Raw genomic sequence first — 17,004 nt, 5'->3', positions numbered from 1 at the left:
TGAATATATTGCCATTTTTTAAATCTGGCGCATTTCCGCGGGTTTGTTGAGTCAACGGCTTTATTTCACATTTTTGACCCGGGCCGCCCTTGATCAGGCGAAGAAGGCCTGTCTATTTTCAACTCTCTGGCCGCCAGCGAATCGATTTTGGCGGCCGTCATACGGTTAGTCGGCACAGGTGCGTTGGAAGGGCGATGCTTTTCCAAATGGTTCTCTGTGTCTTGAAGCTCCGCTCCGGGGCACAGTTGATGGGGGTCGACTGTTTTATGAAGGGTATTGCGGCATTGACTGGAAGTTCGCCTGTTCAGGATGCGCAGGACCATGCGCGTCTGGATGCGGCCTGGGACGCCATCCGCGCTGGTCTGCGCCGCGACATTGGCGCGCGCATGTTCGACCAGTGGCTGAAGGCCGCCCGGCTGGGCGAATATTGCCCGGATTCGCAGACGCTGGACCTGCTGTTCGCGTCCGATTTCACCGCCAATTTCGTTTCGGGCCATTTCGGTGACCGGATTCGCATGGCCTGGCGTAGCGCGGCGGCCGGAGTGCGCGAAGTCCGCCTGCGCCGCGCGCCCAACGCCATGGGGCCGCGCCTTCTGGAAGTCGCGCCCGTGCAGGAGCTTGCCGAGCCGCAGGAATCAGAAGCGCAGGAAGGCCCCGCCGCCTGCAATTTCCAGCCGCGCCATAGCTTCGACGATTTCGTGACCGGCGAAACCAACCAGCTTGCCTGGTCGGCGGCCCAGGCGCTGGCGGGCGAGGCGCAACCCCGGTTCAGTCCGCTTTTCATCCATGGCGGCACGGGGCAGGGCAAGACGCACCTGCTGCATGCGATCGCGGGCAGCTTTTCAGGCCATTCGCCTGCCGCCCCGGTGCTCTATATGTCGGCCGAACGGTTCATGATGGAATTTGTGAACGCGATGCGCGCCAATGACACCATGACGTTCAAGGCGCGGCTGCGCGCGGCGCGGCTGCTGCTGATCGACGACATCCAGTTCATCGCGGGCAAGGGATCGACGCAGGAGGAGTTTCTCCACACGATCAACGACCTGATCGATTCGGGCGCCCGTATCGTCGTGACCGCCGACCGCGCGCCGCAACTGCTCGATTCGATCGATCCGCGCATCCTGTCGCGACTGGCCGGCGGCCTGGTGGCGGATATTCGCCCTGCCGGTCTGGACCTGCGCCTCGCCATATTGGAAGCCAAGCGCGCCATCGCGGGTGACCCGCCGGTGCCCGATGCCGTGATTGACTTCCTCGCGCGGTCGATCCGCTCCAACATCCGGGAACTGGAAGGCGCGTTCAACAAGCTGATCGCCTATGGCCAGTTGACCGGGCGCTCGATCGACCTGGAATTTGCCCAGGGGATGCTCGCCGACGCCGTGCGCGCCAATGCGCGCCGGATCACGGTGGATGAAATCCAGAAGGTCTGCGCCGCGCATTACAAGATCGACGCGGCGGAGATGCGTTCCAAGCGCCGCGCGCGCGCTGTCGCCCGGCCCCGGCAGGTCGCCATGTACCTCGCCAAGAAGATGACGCCGCGTTCGCTGCCGGAAATCGGCCGGATTTTCGGCGGACGCGATCACAGCACCGTGATCCACGCCGTCAAGACGATCGAAGAGTTGCGGCAGACGAATCCCGACATGGACGCGGACATTCGCGCGTTGCAGCGTCAGCTGGAAAACTGATCCTTGGAGAATAGGGCATGAGGGCGGTGGCGCGCGATTTCATCCGGCATGTCGCGCTGCTGCTGGCGGCGCTGCTGTGCCTGCCGCCTGCCCTCGCGCAGGTGCCTGCGGCTTCCCCGCCGCCCGCCGATGTGCGGGTGGCGCTGGATACGTCTGCGGGGCGCATCCTGGTCGCTGTCCACCTCGCCAAGGCCCCTGTCACCGCCGCCAATTTCCTGCGCTATGTCGATCAGAAGCGGTTCGACGGCACACTATTCTACCGCGGCGTCGGTTCGGCCGATTACGGCTTCGTGCAGGGCGGCGCGCAGAATGATCCCAAGCGCGTCCTGCCGCCGATCGCGCATGAGCCCACCAGCAGGACCGGCCTCACCCATGACGATGGAGCGCTGTCCATGGCCCGCTATGCGCCCGGGAGTGCGACGGGGGATTTCTTCATCGTGCTCGGCAAGATGCCGGGCATGGACGCGCAACCGCAAGCGCCGGGCGATAATCAGGGCTTCGCGGTGTTCGCCCATGTGGTCGAGGGCATGGACGTGGTCCGCGCGATCCTGGCCGCGCCCAAATCCCCGGCAGCGGGCGAGGGCGTGATGAAGGGGCAGATGCTGGAACAGCCGGTAAAGATCATCAGCGCCCGGCGCGTGCCCTGATCCGCAGCGGGCAAAGGAAAGCCCGGCGGTTTCGGGCCGCCGGGCGCTTCCATGCCGATGAGGAGCGTCAGCCCCGCTTTTCCGGCGGCAGCGTGATCTTCACCTGCTCCCCATTCTGACCGGGGAAGCCGGTGAACATGGCGTCGATCAGATTGGGCACCAGATAGGTCAGCCGGTTCGACAGCGACTGCGCCGTGGCCCGGCCTTCGAACAGGCGGCGGTTATCGGCAGCCCGATCGATCTTCATGCTGAGGTCGCTGGTATAGACGGTATAGCTGCTGACATCGGTATAGCCGGGGCCGAACAGCCAGGGATCATAGAAACCATAGCCCCAGGGGCGTCCCCACCGGCCGCGCCATCCCCAGCTGCCATAAAAGGGGTCTGGTCCCCAATTTGTCGACCGGACGCGCTCGCGCCCGTTGTCGACGCCATAAGCAACGCGAACGATCAGGTCCGCCCGCGCCGGATCATTGGCGGCGACATAGCCGGTCTGGCTCAGCCGCTGGCTGATCAGCCCGGCATATTGCGAAAATTCAAGGCCGCCCGCCAGACTGGGATCGTCAGCCACGATGGTGAAGCTCTGTCCGGCCGGGGCCGGTAACTGCTGGAATCGGGCAACGTCCGCCTTGAAGGAGGTGGCGCAGCCCGAAAGGGTCACGAGCGCCAGCGCGGGCGCCGCGATCAAACCAATCTTCTTGAAACGGCTCATGAGTTCGCGTCCTGTATCAGGCCAAGGCCTGGCTATCACTATTGCGCCCCGCAGTAGCAGAACGCAACTGAACATCATTTGAACGCTTCAAAGAGGCAAATGGACGCAAATCATGTCCGCCCGGCGGCGCGGCCGGGCGGACATTGCTCTGGATCAGCGCATCAGGCCCATGGCGTCATAGGCGGCGCGCAGCACCGGGTCCGCCGCAGCCCTCGCCCTGGCCGCGCCCTTTTCCAATATCGCGTCGAGCGCGGCGTCGTCGGTCCGCAAATCGGTAAAGCGCGTGCGGATGGGGCGCAGCGTTTCGACCAGCAATTCGCCCAGCGCAGGCTTGAACGCGCCGAATCCCTTGCCCGCAAATTCGGCGCATACCGCGTCCGCGCTCATCCCCGTCAGCGTCGCGTAGATGCCGACCAGGTTGCTGGCCTCGGGCCGTCCGGCAAGGCCCTGCGCATCGCTGGGCAGGGGCTCAGGATCGGTCCTGGCCTTCTTCACCTTCTGCATGATCGCATCGTCATCGTCGGTCAGGTTGATGCGGCTCATGTCCGATGGGTCGGATTTCGACATTTTCGCCGTGCCGTCGCGCAGCGACATGATGCGCGCCGATTCCTTGGGAATGATGGGGTCGGGCAGGGTGAACAGCTCAACGCCGAAATCGGTGTTGAACTTGGCCGCGATGTCCCGCGCCAGTTCCAGATGCTGCTTCTGGTCCTCGCCCACGGGAACATGGGTCGCGTTATAGGCAAGGATGTCGGCGGCCTGGAGCACGGGGTAGACGAACAGGCCGACCGAAGCGCCCTCGCGGTCCTTGCCCGCCTTGTCCTTGAACTGCGTCATGCGGTTGAGCCAGCCGATCCGGGCCGTGCCGTTCAGCAGCCAGCACAGCTCCGCATGGGCGGGAACTCGCGCCTGGTTGAACAGGACGGAACGGTCGGGGTCGATCCCCGCAGCGACCAATGCCGCCGCCATGTCGCGCACGTTGCGAATGCGCTGCTCACGCGCCTCATGCACCGTGATGCTGTGCATGTCGGCCAGGAAGAAGAAGCATTGGCTTGTCGAATCCATCTCGTCCTGCATCCGCACCCAATTGCGGATCGCGCCCAGATAATTGCCCAGGTGCAGATTGCCGGTCGGCTGGATGCCGGAAAGGACGCGCATTCTTCTATCCGTTCTTAGCTGTTGCTGGTGGAACCCTTGCGGCGGATCAGCGCCTTGAGGTCGGACACCCGATAAGCGCCCGTGAGGAAACAGGCTAGCCCGTAAAGCGCGATGCCCGCGCCCACCAGCAGGACGAGCGCGCCATAGCGCATCATCATGGTCCCGCCGAGCCACGGATCGAGCAGGTCTTCGCCAGCGAACAGGGCTGCGCCCATGACGATGGCCGCCAGCGCGAGCCGGGGCAGGCGGCGGCGCAGCTGCGCGTCGGCGGCGAAATGCCCGCGCTTGACCAGCGTCGAATAGAGCATCGCCACATTGACGGTGGAGGAAAGGGCGGTAGCGAGCGGCGGGCCGACATGCCCCGCAAGCGGAATCAGCACCAGATTGCCGGCGATGTTGATGACGATCGACAGCATCGCATAGCGCACCGGCGTTTTCGTGTCGCCGCGCGCATAATAGCCGGGCGTCAGCACCTTCACCAGCACATAGGAGGGCAGGCCGATCGAAAAGGCGGACAGCGCCCATCCGCATCGCTGCGCATCCTCCGCCGTGAAGCGGCCATATTGGAACAGGCCGCGTACGATCGGTTCGGCGACCGTGATGAAGGCCACCGTGGCGGGCAGCGTCAGGAACAGCGCCAGTTCGATGCCGCGATTCTGCGTTTCCATGGCTTGCTCGTCCTGGCCGGTCGACAGCAGGCGCGAAATGGTGGGCAGCAGGATGGTGCCAAGGCCGATGCCGATCAGGCCCAGCGGAAGCTGGTTCAACCTGTCGGCATAATAGATATAGGTGATCGACCCCGCCGCCAGCAGCCAGCCGGACAGCGCCGTCGATATCAGCAGGTTGATCTGTTGCGCGCCCGCGCCCGCCGCGGCAGGCACGATCAGGCGCAGCAGTTCCCGGACGTCGCCATCAAGGCGCGGCCGCCGCAGGCGCATCGACACGCCCGCCCTCCGGCACGCCCAGATCAGCCAGAGCAGCTGGAGCGCGCCGCCCACGGTGACCGATATCGCCTGCACCCGCGCGGTCGCATATTCGTCCGGCCCGTGGAAGAACCACAGGCCAGCGATCATGGCGACGTTGAGCAGGATCGGCGCGGCGGCATTCACCCAGAATTTGTCGAGCGAATTCAATATGCCGCCCAGCAGCGACGCAAGGCTGATCAGCGCCAGATAGGGCAGGGTGATGCGCGAGAGGGTGACAGCGAAGGCGAACTGTTCGGGCGTCGGGTTCTGCCGCGAAAAGCCCCCCGACAGCAGCCAGGTGATCGGCCAGGCAGCGGCGATGAGCGCGATCGTGAAGAGGATCAGCACCGGCAGCAGGACCGCCAGCGCGCGCTCGGCGAAAAGATATGCCCCGCTCATGCCGTCCGGCCCGGCCGCCTTGCGGTTGAACAGCGGAATGAAGGCAGCGGAAAAGGCGCCTTCGGCAAACAGCGCCCGGAACATATTGGGCAGGCGGAAGGCGACGCCATTGAAGGCGTCGGACGCAAAACCCGCGCCGACATAACGGGCGGCCAGAGAATCGCGCACCAGCGCGAGCACGCGGCTGGCAAGCGTCAGCCCGCCTACCGATCCCAGCGCCTTGACCAGCTTCATGCCGGAATATCTCCGCCCGTCCGGGCCGGGCCTTCGCACGCCCTGTTCTTTCCCGAAGAAAAAGGCCGCCCCGGCTCAGGGCGAACGGGAGCGGAGATCATCTCCGGCCTCAGGCGTGGCCCGCCGGTTCGCCCGCCGTCTGCGTCATCGCCTGCGCCTGCTGCATGTAGAGCGCCCCGAAATCGATCGGGTCGAGCAGCAGCGGCGGGAAGCCGCCGTCGCGGATGGCGTCGGCCAGCACGCGGCGCGCGAAGGGGAAGATGAGGCGCGGCGCTTCGGCCAGCATGAACGGCTGGACCTGATCTTCAGGCACGTTGCGCATGCCGAAGATGGCGGCATAGACCAGTTCGACGGCAAAGGCGGTGCCCTGCGGCGCGGTTGCCTTGACCTCGACCTTCAGGGACACTTCGACGACTTCCTCACCCACCTTGTCCGCGCCGATGTTGAACTGAACGTCGATCTGCGGCTGGTCCTGCCATTGATAGACGGCCGGGGCGTTCGGATTTTCGAACGACAGGTCCTTCACATATTGGCTGATAAGCGCGATCTGCGGCCCGTTGTCGGCGCCGTTGCCCGTGCTGGCGGTCTGGATGGTATCGGCTTCGTCGGCCATTTGCGCTTCCTGATGATCCCTGTTGGACAGCGGGCGGCGTGCCCGCCCGTCGATGGGCCGTGCGTCTAGCAGGGGCGGCGGGGCAGGGCAATGGCGGCGCGGAAGCGGCATTTGAATATGCGCGGAAACATGCCTATGTTGGCTGCGTTACTGTTTTTCGTGCTAGCCAAAGGGTGTTCTGCCCCGTGTATGTGATTGTTATCCTCGCGCTGATCGCCGGCTTCCTGGCGTTGCGGCTTTATTCCGTCCTGGGCAAGCGGACGGGGCATGAGCAGGAGCCTGCGCTGCGCCCGGCGGAAGAACGCGCCAAGGTCGCCGTTCTCCAGCCCCGCACCGTCACCGACATGCCCGGCGATTCGATCCGCCTTTCGGACGGCTTCATCGCGCCCGGCGGCGAAGCGGGCGTGCGCGCGCTGATCGCGGCCGACCGCAATTTCGACGTGCCCCAGTTCATGGAAGGCGCGAAGAATGCCTATCGCATGGTGCTGGAGGCTTTCTGGCGCGGCGATCGCCAGGAACTGGAATGGCTGTGCGACGCCGATGTGCTTGCCTCGTTCGAAGAAGCGATCGCGGCGCGCGAGGCGGCGGGCCATGTCCTCGACAACCGGCTGGTCCGCATCGAAAAGGCGCAGATCGTCGACGCCAGCGTCAACGGCCGCATCGCCGAAGTGTCGCTGCGGTTCGAGGCGGATATCGCGGCGGTCACGCGCGACAAGGATGGCAATGTCGTCGCCGGGTCGCTGACGGACGCGGTGAGCACGAACGACATCTGGACCTTCACGCGCGACCTGCGCAGCACCGATCCCAACTGGAAGCTCAGCGAAACCGACGAGGCGGCATGACGCTGCGCCAGTCGGGGGGCGCGCTGCTGGCGGCGCTGCTGCTGTCCGCCTGCGCGGGCGGCGTGATTCCGCCGGGCGCCAGCGGCCCCGCTCCCTCCCGCCCCGGCACGAGCGCGGGCGGTGCGGCGCGTCCGGTCCCGGCGACGCCTCGCCCTGCGCTTCCCGTAACGCCGCCAGCAGGTCCCGCTTCCACCACCGGAACAGCAGTCGCCGCGGGCATCACCCCCGGTCCCGCCATCGCCGAGCTGATCCCGGCGGGGGAACGATCGCGCAAGGCGTTGCAGGCGTTCCGCCTGTCCTGCCCGTCGCTGATGCGCCGCGCCGATCAGAGCGGCCTGACGCGCGGGTCCGACTGGAACAACGCCTGCGCCGCTGCGTCGAGCTGGCCTGAGGACAGCGCCAGCGAATTTTTCGCGCGCCATTTCGAAGCGGTGCAGGTGGGCGATGGCGCTGCCTTCGTCACCGGCTATTATGAGCCTGAGATCGCCGGATCGCGCACGCGCCAGCCGGGCTATGAGGTGCCGATCTACCGCCGCCCGCCCGACCTGATCGACGTCAACCTGGGCCAGTTCAGCGACAGCCTGCAAGGCAAGACCATTCGCGGCAAGGTTCAGGGCAGCAACCTGGTGCCCTATGACGAGCGCGCGCAGATCGTCGCCGGGTCGCTCGCAGGGCGCGGCCTTGAACTCGCCTGGGCCGCCGATCCGGTCGAATTCTTCTTCCTCCAGGTGCAGGGCAGCGGCAGGCTGCTGCTGCCCGATGGCGGCGTCATGCGCATCGGCTATGACGGGCAGAATGGCCGCGACTATGTGGGCATCGGCAAGCTGATGAAGGATCGCGGCCTCATTCAGGCCGGGTCGATGCAGGACATCATGCAATATCTGCGCGCCCATCCGGTGGAGGGCGCGGCGATCATGGATGAGAATAAGAGCTTCGTCTTCTTCCGCGAACTCACCGGCCCCGGTCCGCTGGGCGCGATGGGCGTGCCAGTCACCGCCGAGGCAAGCGTTGCCGCCGATCCCAAATATGTGCCGCTGGGCGCGCCCGTGCTGCTCTCGCTCGACCGCGCGGAGCCCAACGGCATCTGGATCGCGCAGGATACCGGCGGGGCGATCAAGGGCCCCAACCGGTTCGACAGCTTCTGGGGCGCGGGCAGCCGGGCGCGCGGCATCGCGGGCGGCATGTCGGCGCGGGGCAGCGCGCTGATCCTGCTGCCGGCCGGGTCGGCGGCGCGGCTCGCTCGCCCGTAAGGCCGCCTGCCGTGGCGCGGCGGCATCTTTCGCCGGAGGAGCAGGCGCTTTGGAACGTCCTGGCCCGATCGGTCCGTCCGTTGCGCCCCGCCGCGCGCTTGCCCGATCCGCCTGCGCCGCAGCCTGTGCCCAGGCAAGCGCAAGGGTTAACGGTTGCCCCGCCTGTCCCTGTCGCCGCTCCGCCCCAGCGCACGCCCGCCAAGGTGCTGGACGCGAGCTGGGAACGCCGAATCCGTAACGGCACGCTGGTGCCTGACATGACCATCGACCTGCATGGCCACAGCCTGCCGGCCGCCCACGCGCGGTTGAATCAGGCGCTGGGCATCGCCCTGTCGCGGGTCGTTCGCATAGTGCTTGTCATCACCGGAAAGCCGCCCAAATCCGCCGATCAGGGGCGCGAGTCGCGGCGCGGCGCGATCCGCGGCGAGATAGGGCACTGGCTGGAAACCAGCGCTTATGCCGACCGGATCGCCAGCGTCCGGCTGGCGCATCCGCGCCACGGAGGGAACGGTGCAATCTATGTTATACTGCGCCGCAAAAAATAGCGTTGGGCGGCAACTGCTGACCCTTTCTTAACCAGCGTCCTTCATATCGGCCTCATGGGCGGTCCACAGGCGGACCCCATGTCTGGCAGGAGGCGCATGCAAGGCGTGACATTGAAAAGCCGCGCCACTGCCTTCGCCTGCGCCGCGGGGGCGCTGGTGTTCATCCTCTCGCTCGTGCTGGGACAGCAGCAGGCCACCGATGTCGGGGGCGTCGGCCGCTCGCTGATCATCGCGATCCTGTGCGGCACATTGAGCTGGGCATCGGCGCGGCGCAACGTCGCGACCACTGCCGCCGCCATCGACAGCGCCACCGAACGGCTGGTCGCGGCGGCGCATGGCGACCTGCAATCCCCCGTTGAGCCTGAGATCGCTGCGGAAATGCCTGATCTTGCCGTGGCGATGGAAAGCCTTTTCAGCCAGGTGCGCACCAATCTGGATCATGTGCAGGCGCTGGCGCTGTTCGATCAGGTCACGGGTCTTGCCAACCGCGCCAGCTTCTGCCGCCAGGTGGAGCGGCTGCTCGCGGAAAGCCCGGAGGATTGGCGCGGCGCGCTGTTCTTCATCGATCTGGACGGGTTCAAGGGCGTCAACGACACGCTGGGCCACGCGGCGGGCGACCAGCTGCTCGCGCGCGTCGCGGGGCGGCTGCGCGAAGTCGTGATGGCGCAGGTCAGCGCAGGCATGAGCGATCCGGTGATCGGCAGGCTGGCGGGCGACGAATTCACCATGTTCTTCCCCAATGTGCCCGGCCATGCAGGCGCGGCACGGATCGCCCGCGCGATCCAGTTCGCGCTCGGCGAGCGATTCGATCTTGGCAGCCAGCATATTGACCTGGGCGCATCGATCGGGATCGCCTGCTACCCCGATCATGGCGACACGCTGCCCGCGCTGCTGCGCTCCGCCGACATCGCCATGTATCATGCCAAGCATCAGGGGCGCGGCCGGGCGGAAATGTTCACGACCGAACTGGCGCTGGAGGCGGCGGACCGGGCGGAGCTGGAGCGCGACATGCTGCTGGCCCTGCAACGCGACGAGTTCCTGCTGGAATTCCAGCCGCAGATCGAGATCGGCAGCGGCCGGATCGTCACGGCCGAAGCCCTGATCCGCTGGGCGCACCCGGAGCGCGATCTGGTTATGCCCGGATTCTTTGTGCCGGTGGCGGAGGAAAGCGGCGCGATCGTGGCGCTGGGCGATTGGGTGATGAGCCGCGTGTGCGAAACGGCGGCGCGCTGGTCGCAGGCGGATGTGGGGCAGCGCATCGCCGTTAACATCTCCTCGCGCGAATTGTCGCAGGGGGACTTCTTCCTGCGTCTGCGGCAGGCGATGGCGACGCACCGGACCCCCGCGCACATGCTGGAACTGGAGATCACCGAGTCGCTGGCGATGGAAATGGATGCCCGCGTGCTGGAGCAGCTGCGCGCGCTGCGGAAGGAAGGGGTGCGGATCGCCATCGACGATTTCGGCACAGGCTATTCCAACCTGTCGCGCCTCAGGGAATTGCCGGTGGACCGGGTCAAGATCGACCGCAGTCTGGTGCGCGACATCGCCATTTCCGCAGAAGCCCGCACCATTTGCAGCGCGGTCGTCGGCCTGATCCAGGGGCTGGGCATGGAAGTGGTGGTCGAGGGCGTCGAAAGTGAAGCGCAGATGGACATGCTGCGCGTGATCGGCTGCACCCTGTTCCAGGGCTATCATGTCGCGCGTCCTACGGGGGAGGAAAACTACCTCTCCCGCTTCGCGCCGCAGGCGCTGGCGCAACGCCGCGCGGGCTGACGGGGCGTCAGCCGCCCAGGGCGCGGCGCACGATCAGCGCATAGATGCGCTCCAGATCCTTCAGATCGTCGATCGCCACGGCTTCATCCAGCTTGTGCATCGTCCCGTTGTTGAGGCCGAATTCCACCACGGGGCAAAGGCGCGACAGGAAGCGCGCGTCCGATGTGCCGCCGGTGGTCGAAAGCTCCGCTTCCACGCCGGTCACCTCGCGGATCGCGCCCGCCACCAGAGCGGACAGGCTTCCCGGCTGCGTCAGGAAGGGCTCGCCGCTGATCTTCGCCGTCACCACGCCGCCTTCGGCCGATGCGATCGCCGTGATCCGCTCAACCAGGCTGGCGCCGCTATGCCGGTCGTTGAAACGGATGGAGATGCGGGCATGGGCGGCGGCTGGGATGACATTGGTGGCCGGATTGCCTACCTCAAGGTCCGTGATCTCGATATTGCTGGGTTGGAACCAGTCCGTCCCTTCGTCCAGAACGATGCCGTCGATCGCCGACAGGATGCGGACGAGCCGGGGGACGGGATTGTCGGCCAGATGCGGATAGGCGACATGGCCCTGCACGCCTTCCACCTTGATCCACATATTCACAGAGCCGCGGCGGCCGATCTTGATGACGTCGCCCACGCGTTGGGACGATGTCGGCTCGCCCACAAGGCACAGGTCAGGGCGCAACCCATGCGCGGCCATCCGCTCCATCAGCGCGAGCGTGCCGTGGACCGCCGGTCCTTCCTCATCGCCGGTGATGATCAGGCTGATCGTGCCGGGCAGTTCGTCCGGGATACCGGCCAGCGCGGCGACGAACGCCGCGATCGCCCCCTTCATGTCGACAGCGCCCCGGCCATGCAGCAGGCCGCCGCGAATGTCCGGCGTGAAGGGATCGCTGGTCCATCCATTGCCGGGCGGCACCACGTCCAGATGCCCGGCAAAGGCGAAATGCGGCCCCGCGCCGGTGGTCCGCCAGGCGAGCAGATTTTCCACCGGCCCGTCAGGTTCCTGACCCGCCACGAAGCGGTCGACCGTGAAGCCCAGCGGCACGAGCAGCGTTTCCAGCACCGCGAACACCTCGCCCCGCGCGGGCGTAACCGATGGGCAGGCGATCAGCCTGCTGGCTATGTCCACTATGCCGGGATTGGTGCTGGTCATGTTCATGGCGCTGCGTTAGCGAAAGGCCAGCGCCTTTGCCAGCGGAAGGGAAGATCATGCCCAAGATCGATCTTGCAGCGATAGAGCAGAGCAATCGCACCGGCTATCCGGCGGAGTTCGCCGGGGCGGTCGCGGGCCGCTGGGTGCGCAGGCTCGGCCCGGCGGCGGGCCTCGCTGATTTCGGCGTCAGCCATGTCGTGCTGAAGCCGGGGGCTGCGTCCTCCCAGCGTCATTGGCATGAAGAAGAGGATGAATTCGTCGTGATGCTGAGCGGGGAAGCCATGCTGGTCGAAGAGGACAGCCGGGTGCTGTTGAAGGCCGGTGACATGGCGGCCTTTCCGAAGGGGCGTGCCAATGGGCATCATCTGGTGAACGAAAGCAGCGGCGATTGCGCGTTCCTCGCCTTCGGCCGCGTGCCGTCCGGCGCCGCTCATTATCCCGATATAGACCTTCATTGGTCGGGGAGCGCGTACAGCCATAAGGACGGGCGGCCATTTTGAGCAAGGCGATGGGGCTGGACCGGCGCATGATGCTCGCCGCCATGGGCGGAGCGCTGGCTGCGGCGAAGGCTCCCGCGCCCCGACCACCGGAAAAGCCGCCCCGCCTGCGCCCCGGCGACACCGTGGGATTGATCGAGCCCGCTGGCTTTACCGACGATCTGTTCGACCTTGATCTGGTCAAGGAAACCGTCGCCGCCATGGGGCTCAAGCCAAGGCCCGGCAGGCATCTCGCGCAAAGGCAGGGCTATCTGGCGGGCAAGGATGCCGACCGCGCCGCCGACGTCAACGCGATGTTCGCCGACCCCGAAGTGCGCGCCGTCTTCGCCGTGCGGGGCGGGTGGGGCTGCGCGCGCATATTGCCTTATCTCGACTTCGCCACGATCCGCGCCAATCCCAAGCTGCTGGTGGGTTTCAGCGATATCACCGCCCTGCATCTGGCCTTTGCCGCCCGCGCGGGATTCCCCACCATCCACGGTCCCAACGCCGCGAGCAGCTGGCCGCGCTTTTCCTGGGACGCCTTTCGCGCGATCGCCTTTGACGGCGCAACGCCGCTGCTGGTCAATCCGGTCGCGCATGAAGACCGGCTGGTGCAGCGCAGCGGCCGCATCCGCACCTTTCGCGGCGGGAAAGCGGCGGGGCGGCTGTTGGGCGGCAACCTGACGGTGCTGGCGGCGCTGGTGGGCACGCCATGGATGCCCGCTTTCGATCGCGCGATCCTGTTCATGGAGGATGTGGGCGAAGCGCCCTACCGGATCGACCGGATGCTGACCCAGTTGTCGCTCGCCGGGCTGCTGGGCAAGGTGGCGGGCGTCGTCTTCGGCCAATGCACCAACTGCGCTGCCAGCGATGCCTCCTATGGCGGCTTTACCGTGTCGGAAGTCCTGCAACAGCATCTGGAACCGCTCGGCGTGCCAGCGTTTCAGGGCGCGGCGATCGGCCATGTCGCAAGTCAGTTCAGCCTGCCCGTGGGCGTCCGCGCGGAAATCGATGCCGATCTGGGCAGCATCCGCCTGCTGGAACCGGCGGTGCGCTGAAAAGAAGCGGTCGGGCGGGTCAATCCCGCTCGTCCGGCGGCTTCCTGTAAGCGCCGCGCCCGTCCGGCGGGATCAGCACGCTGTCCTTCACCGTCAGCACCAGCGTTTCGAACCCCGGTTCGGGCACGTCCTTGCTCTTGTGCGCGGTCAGGACGACCTGCCCGTCCGCTTCCTGCCACCGGCCTTCGGCGAACAGGTCGAGCGCGCCATAGACGAGATACCATTGAAAGCGGCCATCGGGATGGAGCATCAGTTCCGACCCCGTCTCCATCACGCCTTGCAGATAATAATGACCCGCGCGTTCCGCCTGTCCGGCCCATGCAGGAGCCGCGACGAAGGCGGCGAGCGGAAGCAGGGCGGTCATGATGCGCATGGCGGCATCCTATCACGGCAGGGGCAGCGCGTCCCCATCGCTCAGGCGGCGGCGAACGGGATCAGCGCTTCATAGACGGGAAGGGGCGGCTTCCCCTCCACCCGCGCGCCGCGCCGCAGCAGGAAGCAGTGGCGGACGATCTCCGCCTGCTGCTCCAACCCATAGCGGCCGAAGGGGCGGCCCGGCACGATGTCATAGCGATAGCGGCAGAAGGGATGGCGCATCAGCGGCAGATACCATTTGCCGCCTTTCTGCGCCTGCCAGACGTGGGTCATTTCATGGATGAAATGCCCTTGCAGATGCAGCGGCGCTTCGCAGAAGTCGGGACAGAACATGCCGCTGCCCGGATGGAACCACAGGTCTCCGTCGGGCGCCATCGTCACACCGCGCGGCTGGAGCGGCCACCATTTGCGGTTATGCACCCGCACCCTGTCATAGGCGATCGCCCCGCCGAAGACCGAGCGGGCAAGCGCGGTTTCGGCCGGGGTGAGGGCGCGGCTGGTCAAGGCTGCTTCTGCGCCCCGCCGCCCGCCCCGGCGGGAGCGGCCGCGCCCGGCTTCTGGATCACGGCATCGACCAGCAGCCGGTCGCCGTTGGACAGCAGGAATGTCAGCGTCATCTTTCCCCGGCTGATCGCCGTGTCGTTGACGCCCCACAGCATCAGATGCTTGCCCCCCGGCGCGAAGGCGACCTTGGTCTTGGCCGGGATGTCCACCGAATCGATCGGCTTCATCTTCATGACGCCGCCCTCGCTGACGGTTTCGTGCATTTCGACCTTGATCGCATAGTCGGTCAGCACGCCGCGAAGCTGCGTATCGGCATCACCCCCATGCGCGACGAAATAGCCAGCGGACGGCGTATCCTTGTTGGGGCTCAGCCGCACCCACGCCTGATCGATATAGGTGGGCGCGGGATCGCCGCAGGCGGTCAGCAAAAAGGGAGCAGCAAGGGGAAGTAAGGATAGGATGGGACGCATTGCTCTCGCTTTCATGACTGTCTCGTTTCCGGTCGATTGTTACGGTAATCACCCAGGCTTCTTGTGCCAAGGAAGATCGCGCCTATATCCCATCCGCAAACGGCCTTGCCTTGGCGCTTTCGTGAGGTATGGGGCCGTCAACCGCTGAATGTGATTTGGGGTTCGAAGAGGACAAAAATGGCAAAAGTAATCGGCATTGACCTTGGCACCACCAACAGCTGCGTGGCTGTGATGGACGGCGGCAAACCCAAGGTGATCGAAAATGCGGAAGGCGCGCGCACGACGCCGTCGATCGTCGCCTTCACCAAGGATGGCGAACGGCTGATCGGCCAGCCCGCCAAGCGTCAGGCCGTCACCAACCCGGATAATACCATTTTCGCCGTGAAGCGCCTGATCGGCCGCCGCTTCGACGATCCGACGACGAAGAAGGATATGGAGCTTGTCCCCTATCACATCGTGAAGGGCGCCAATGGCGACGCATGGGTGCAGGCGGGCGGCAAGGATTATTCGCCCTCGCAGATTTCCGCCTTCACGCTCCAGAAGATGAAGGAAACGGCCGAGAGCTATCTGGGCGAAACCGTGACGCAGGCGGTCATCACCGTCCCCGCCTACTTCAACGACGCCCAGCGTCAGGCGACCAAGGACGCCGGCCAGATCGCGGGCCTTGAAGTGCTGCGCATCATCAACGAGCCGACCGCGGCCGCGCTCGCCTATGGCCTGGAAAAGCAGGACGGCAAGACCATCGCCGTCTACGACCTTGGCGGCGGCACCTTCGATATCTCGATCCTGGAAATCGGCGACGGCGTGTTCGAAGTGAAGTCGACCAACGGCGACACCTTCCTGGGTGGCGAGGATTTCGACGCCAAGCTGGTCGAATATCTGGCCGAAGGCTTCAAGAAGGATGAGGGCATCGACCTCACCAAGGACAAGCTCGCGCTCCAGCGCCTCAAGGAAGCGGCCGAAAAGGCTAAGATCGAACTGTCCTCCGCACAGTCGACCGAAGTCAACCTGCCCTTCATCACCGCTGACCAGAATGGTCCCAAGCATCTGGTGAAGACCATCACCCGCGCCGATCTGGAGCGTCTGGTGAGCGACCTCATCAAGCGCACGATGGAGCCGTGCAAGAAGGCGCTGGCGGACGCGGGCGTTTCGGCCAGCGACATCAGCGAAGTGGTGCTCGTGGGCGGCATGACCCGCATGCCCAAGGTGCGCGAGGCCGTGAAGGAATTCTTCGGCAAGGAACCGCACACCGGCGTCAACCCGGACGAAGTCGTCGCCATGGGCGCGGCGATCCAGGCGGGCGTGTTGCAGGGCGACGTCAAGGACGTGCTGCTGCTGGACGTCACTCCGCTGTCGCTGGGCATCGAAACGCTGGGCGGCGTGTTCACCCGCATGATCGACCGCAACACGACGATCCCGGCCAAGAAGTCGCAGGTCTACTCGACCGCCGACGACAATCAGCAGGCGGTGACGATCCGCGTGTTCCAGGGCGAGCGTGAAATGGCGGCGGACAACAAGCTGCTGGGCCAGTTCGACCTGGTCGGCATTCCGCCCGCGCCGCGCGGCGTGCCGCAGATCGAAGTCACCTTCGACATCGACGCCAACGGCATCGTCAACGTCCATGCCAAGGACAAGGGCACCGGCAAGGAGCAGCAGATTCGCATCCAGGCTTCGGGCGGTCTGTCCGACGCCGACATCGAACAGATGGTCAAGGATGCCGAGCGTTTCGCCGAAGAGGACAAGAAGAAGCGCGAGGCGGCCGAGGCGAAGAACAACGCCGAAAGCCTGATCCACACCACCGAGCAGCAGCTTTCCGAGCATGGCGACAAGGTGGATGCGGCCCTCAAGTCCGAGATCGAGACGGCGATCGCCGCGACCAGGTCCGCTGTCGAAGGCGGCGATGTCGAAGCGATGAAGTCCAAGGCGCAGGAACTTGCCCAGGTGGCGATGAAGCTTGGCCAGGCGATCTACGAGAAGGAGCAGGCTGCGGCCGCCGCTCCGGGCACTGATGCTCCCAAGGCTGATGATGACGTCGTGGACGCCGAATTTTCGGAAGTGGACGACAACAAGGCGTAAGGCCCGATGAAACGCTTCTCGACTTCGCCTCGGGCGGACGGCATGGTGTTTGACCATGCAGCCGTCCGGGGCGAAGCCGGGGGA

17 protein-coding genes are annotated in these 17,004 nt (G+C 65.8%); 9 read left to right on the top strand and 8 right to left on the bottom strand.

The genetic code is table 11. The features are described 5' to 3' along the window. The first annotated feature begins 266 nt into the window (after nt 1-266). Both dnaA and ET21_RS0113955 read left to right on the top strand, forming a co-directional pair. Nucleotides 267-1,682, top strand: a complete 1,416-nt coding sequence (gene dnaA, locus ET21_RS0113960) for a chromosomal replication initiator protein DnaA (RefSeq protein ID WP_030540178.1) — start codon at nt 267-269, stop codon at nt 1,680-1,682. A gap of 17 nt (nt 1,683-1,699) precedes the next feature. Next, nucleotides 1,700-2,329, top strand: a complete 630-nt coding sequence (locus ET21_RS0113955) for a peptidylprolyl isomerase (protein ID WP_030540177.1) — start codon at nt 1,700-1,702, stop codon at nt 2,327-2,329. Between the two features lie 67 nt (nt 2,330-2,396). Here the strand turns inward: ET21_RS0113955 and ET21_RS0113950 are convergent, their stop codons facing one another. From ET21_RS0113950 to secB, 4 genes are all read right to left on the bottom strand, one after another. After that, nucleotides 2,397-3,038, bottom strand: coding sequence for a DUF4136 domain-containing protein (locus ET21_RS0113950; RefSeq protein ID WP_021238125.1), 642 nt, complete (start codon nt 3,036-3,038; stop codon nt 2,397-2,399). A gap of 153 nt (nt 3,039-3,191) precedes the next feature. Further along, nucleotides 3,192-4,196, bottom strand: a complete 1,005-nt coding sequence (trpS, locus tag ET21_RS0113945) for a tryptophan--tRNA ligase (protein WP_021238126.1) — start codon at nt 4,194-4,196, stop codon at nt 3,192-3,194. Nucleotides 4,197-4,210: 14 nt separating this feature from the next. Beyond that, nucleotides 4,211-5,794, bottom strand: coding sequence for a murein biosynthesis integral membrane protein MurJ (gene murJ, locus ET21_RS0113940; RefSeq protein ID WP_030540176.1), 1,584 nt, complete (start codon nt 5,792-5,794; stop codon nt 4,211-4,213). 109 nt (nt 5,795-5,903) lie between these two features. Continuing rightward, a complete protein-coding gene (gene secB, locus ET21_RS0113935) occupies nt 5,904-6,407 on the bottom strand; it encodes a protein-export chaperone SecB (RefSeq protein ID WP_021238128.1) in 504 nt (167 codons plus the stop codon). Between the two features lie 185 nt (nt 6,408-6,592). Between secB and ET21_RS0113930 the strand changes: the two genes are divergently transcribed. The 4 genes from ET21_RS0113930 (at nt 6,593) to ET21_RS0113915 (ending at nt 10,817) form a co-directional block, all read left to right on the top strand. Further along, the gene (locus ET21_RS0113930; RefSeq protein ID WP_021238129.1) at nt 6,593-7,249 is read left to right on the top strand and encodes a Tim44/TimA family putative adaptor protein; all 657 of its coding nucleotides are present in this window, start codon (nt 6,593-6,595) and stop codon (nt 7,247-7,249) included. Continuing rightward, entirely contained in the window at nt 7,246-8,499 is a 1,254-nt protein-coding gene (locus ET21_RS0113925) for a murein transglycosylase A (protein ID WP_030540175.1), read from the top strand. Before ET21_RS0113930 ends, ET21_RS0113925 begins: the two co-directional genes overlap by 4 nt. A gap of 11 nt (nt 8,500-8,510) precedes the next feature. After that, a complete protein-coding gene (locus ET21_RS0113920) occupies nt 8,511-9,044 on the top strand; it encodes a Smr/MutS family protein (RefSeq protein ID WP_030540174.1) in 534 nt (177 codons plus the stop codon). 96 nt (nt 9,045-9,140) lie between these two features. Beyond that, nucleotides 9,141-10,817, top strand: coding sequence for a bifunctional diguanylate cyclase/phosphodiesterase (locus ET21_RS0113915; protein WP_030540173.1), 1,677 nt, complete (start codon nt 9,141-9,143; stop codon nt 10,815-10,817). Between the two features lie 7 nt (nt 10,818-10,824). On the opposite strand, the gene dapE is transcribed toward ET21_RS0113915, so the two are convergent. Further along, complete coding sequence (dapE, locus tag ET21_RS0113910) at nt 10,825-11,967, bottom strand: succinyl-diaminopimelate desuccinylase (protein WP_030540172.1); 1,143 nt, start codon at nt 11,965-11,967, stop codon at nt 10,825-10,827. Between the two features lie 50 nt (nt 11,968-12,017). Here dapE and ET21_RS0113905 point away from each other — a divergent pair, with 50 nt between their 5' ends. Both ET21_RS0113905 and ET21_RS0113900 read left to right on the top strand, forming a co-directional pair. Further along, complete coding sequence (locus tag ET21_RS0113905; protein WP_030540171.1) at nt 12,018-12,461, top strand: cupin domain-containing protein; 444 nt, start codon at nt 12,018-12,020, stop codon at nt 12,459-12,461. Nucleotides 12,462-12,469: 8 nt separating this feature from the next. Continuing rightward, nucleotides 12,470-13,495, top strand: a complete 1,026-nt coding sequence (locus tag ET21_RS0113900) for an LD-carboxypeptidase (RefSeq protein WP_030540170.1) — start codon at nt 12,470-12,472, stop codon at nt 13,493-13,495. A 19-nt stretch (nt 13,496-13,514) separates the two neighbouring features. On the opposite strand, the gene ET21_RS0113895 is transcribed toward ET21_RS0113900, so the two are convergent. The 3 genes from ET21_RS0113895 to ET21_RS0113885 are packed head-to-tail and all read right to left on the bottom strand — an operon-like array spanning nt 13,515 to nt 14,844. Beyond that, nucleotides 13,515-13,868: a hypothetical protein gene (locus ET21_RS0113895; RefSeq protein WP_021237407.1), complete on the bottom strand. Its 354-nt coding sequence runs from the start codon at nt 13,866-13,868 to the stop codon at nt 13,515-13,517. 41 nt (nt 13,869-13,909) lie between these two features. Further along, nucleotides 13,910-14,374, bottom strand: coding sequence for a hypothetical protein (locus ET21_RS0113890; RefSeq protein ID WP_030540169.1), 465 nt, complete (start codon nt 14,372-14,374; stop codon nt 13,910-13,912). Continuing rightward, nucleotides 14,371-14,844 (bottom strand): copper chaperone PCu(A)C, encoded by a 474-nt coding sequence (locus ET21_RS0113885; protein ID WP_030540168.1) that lies wholly within the window; start codon nt 14,842-14,844, stop codon nt 14,371-14,373. The genes ET21_RS0113890 and ET21_RS0113885 overlap by 4 nt, the downstream gene beginning before the upstream one ends. Before the next feature lie 177 nt (nt 14,845-15,021). On the opposite strand from ET21_RS0113885, the gene dnaK reads away from it, so the two are divergent. Continuing rightward, nucleotides 15,022-16,920 carry a molecular chaperone DnaK gene (dnaK, locus tag ET21_RS0113880; protein ID WP_030540167.1) on the top strand — a complete coding sequence of 633 codons (1,899 nt, stop codon included), beginning with the start codon at nt 15,022-15,024 and terminating at the stop codon, nt 16,918-16,920. Nucleotides 16,921-17,004 lie beyond the last annotated feature (84 nt).

It is taken from the genome of Sphingobium sp. DC-2 (assembly GCF_000722555.1).
GTDB classification, from domain to species: domain Bacteria; phylum Pseudomonadota; class Alphaproteobacteria; order Sphingomonadales; family Sphingomonadaceae; genus Sphingobium; species Sphingobium quisquiliarum.
Note: the sequence above shows the minus strand (reverse complement) of the source record. Positions and strands in the feature narration are given on the sequence as shown.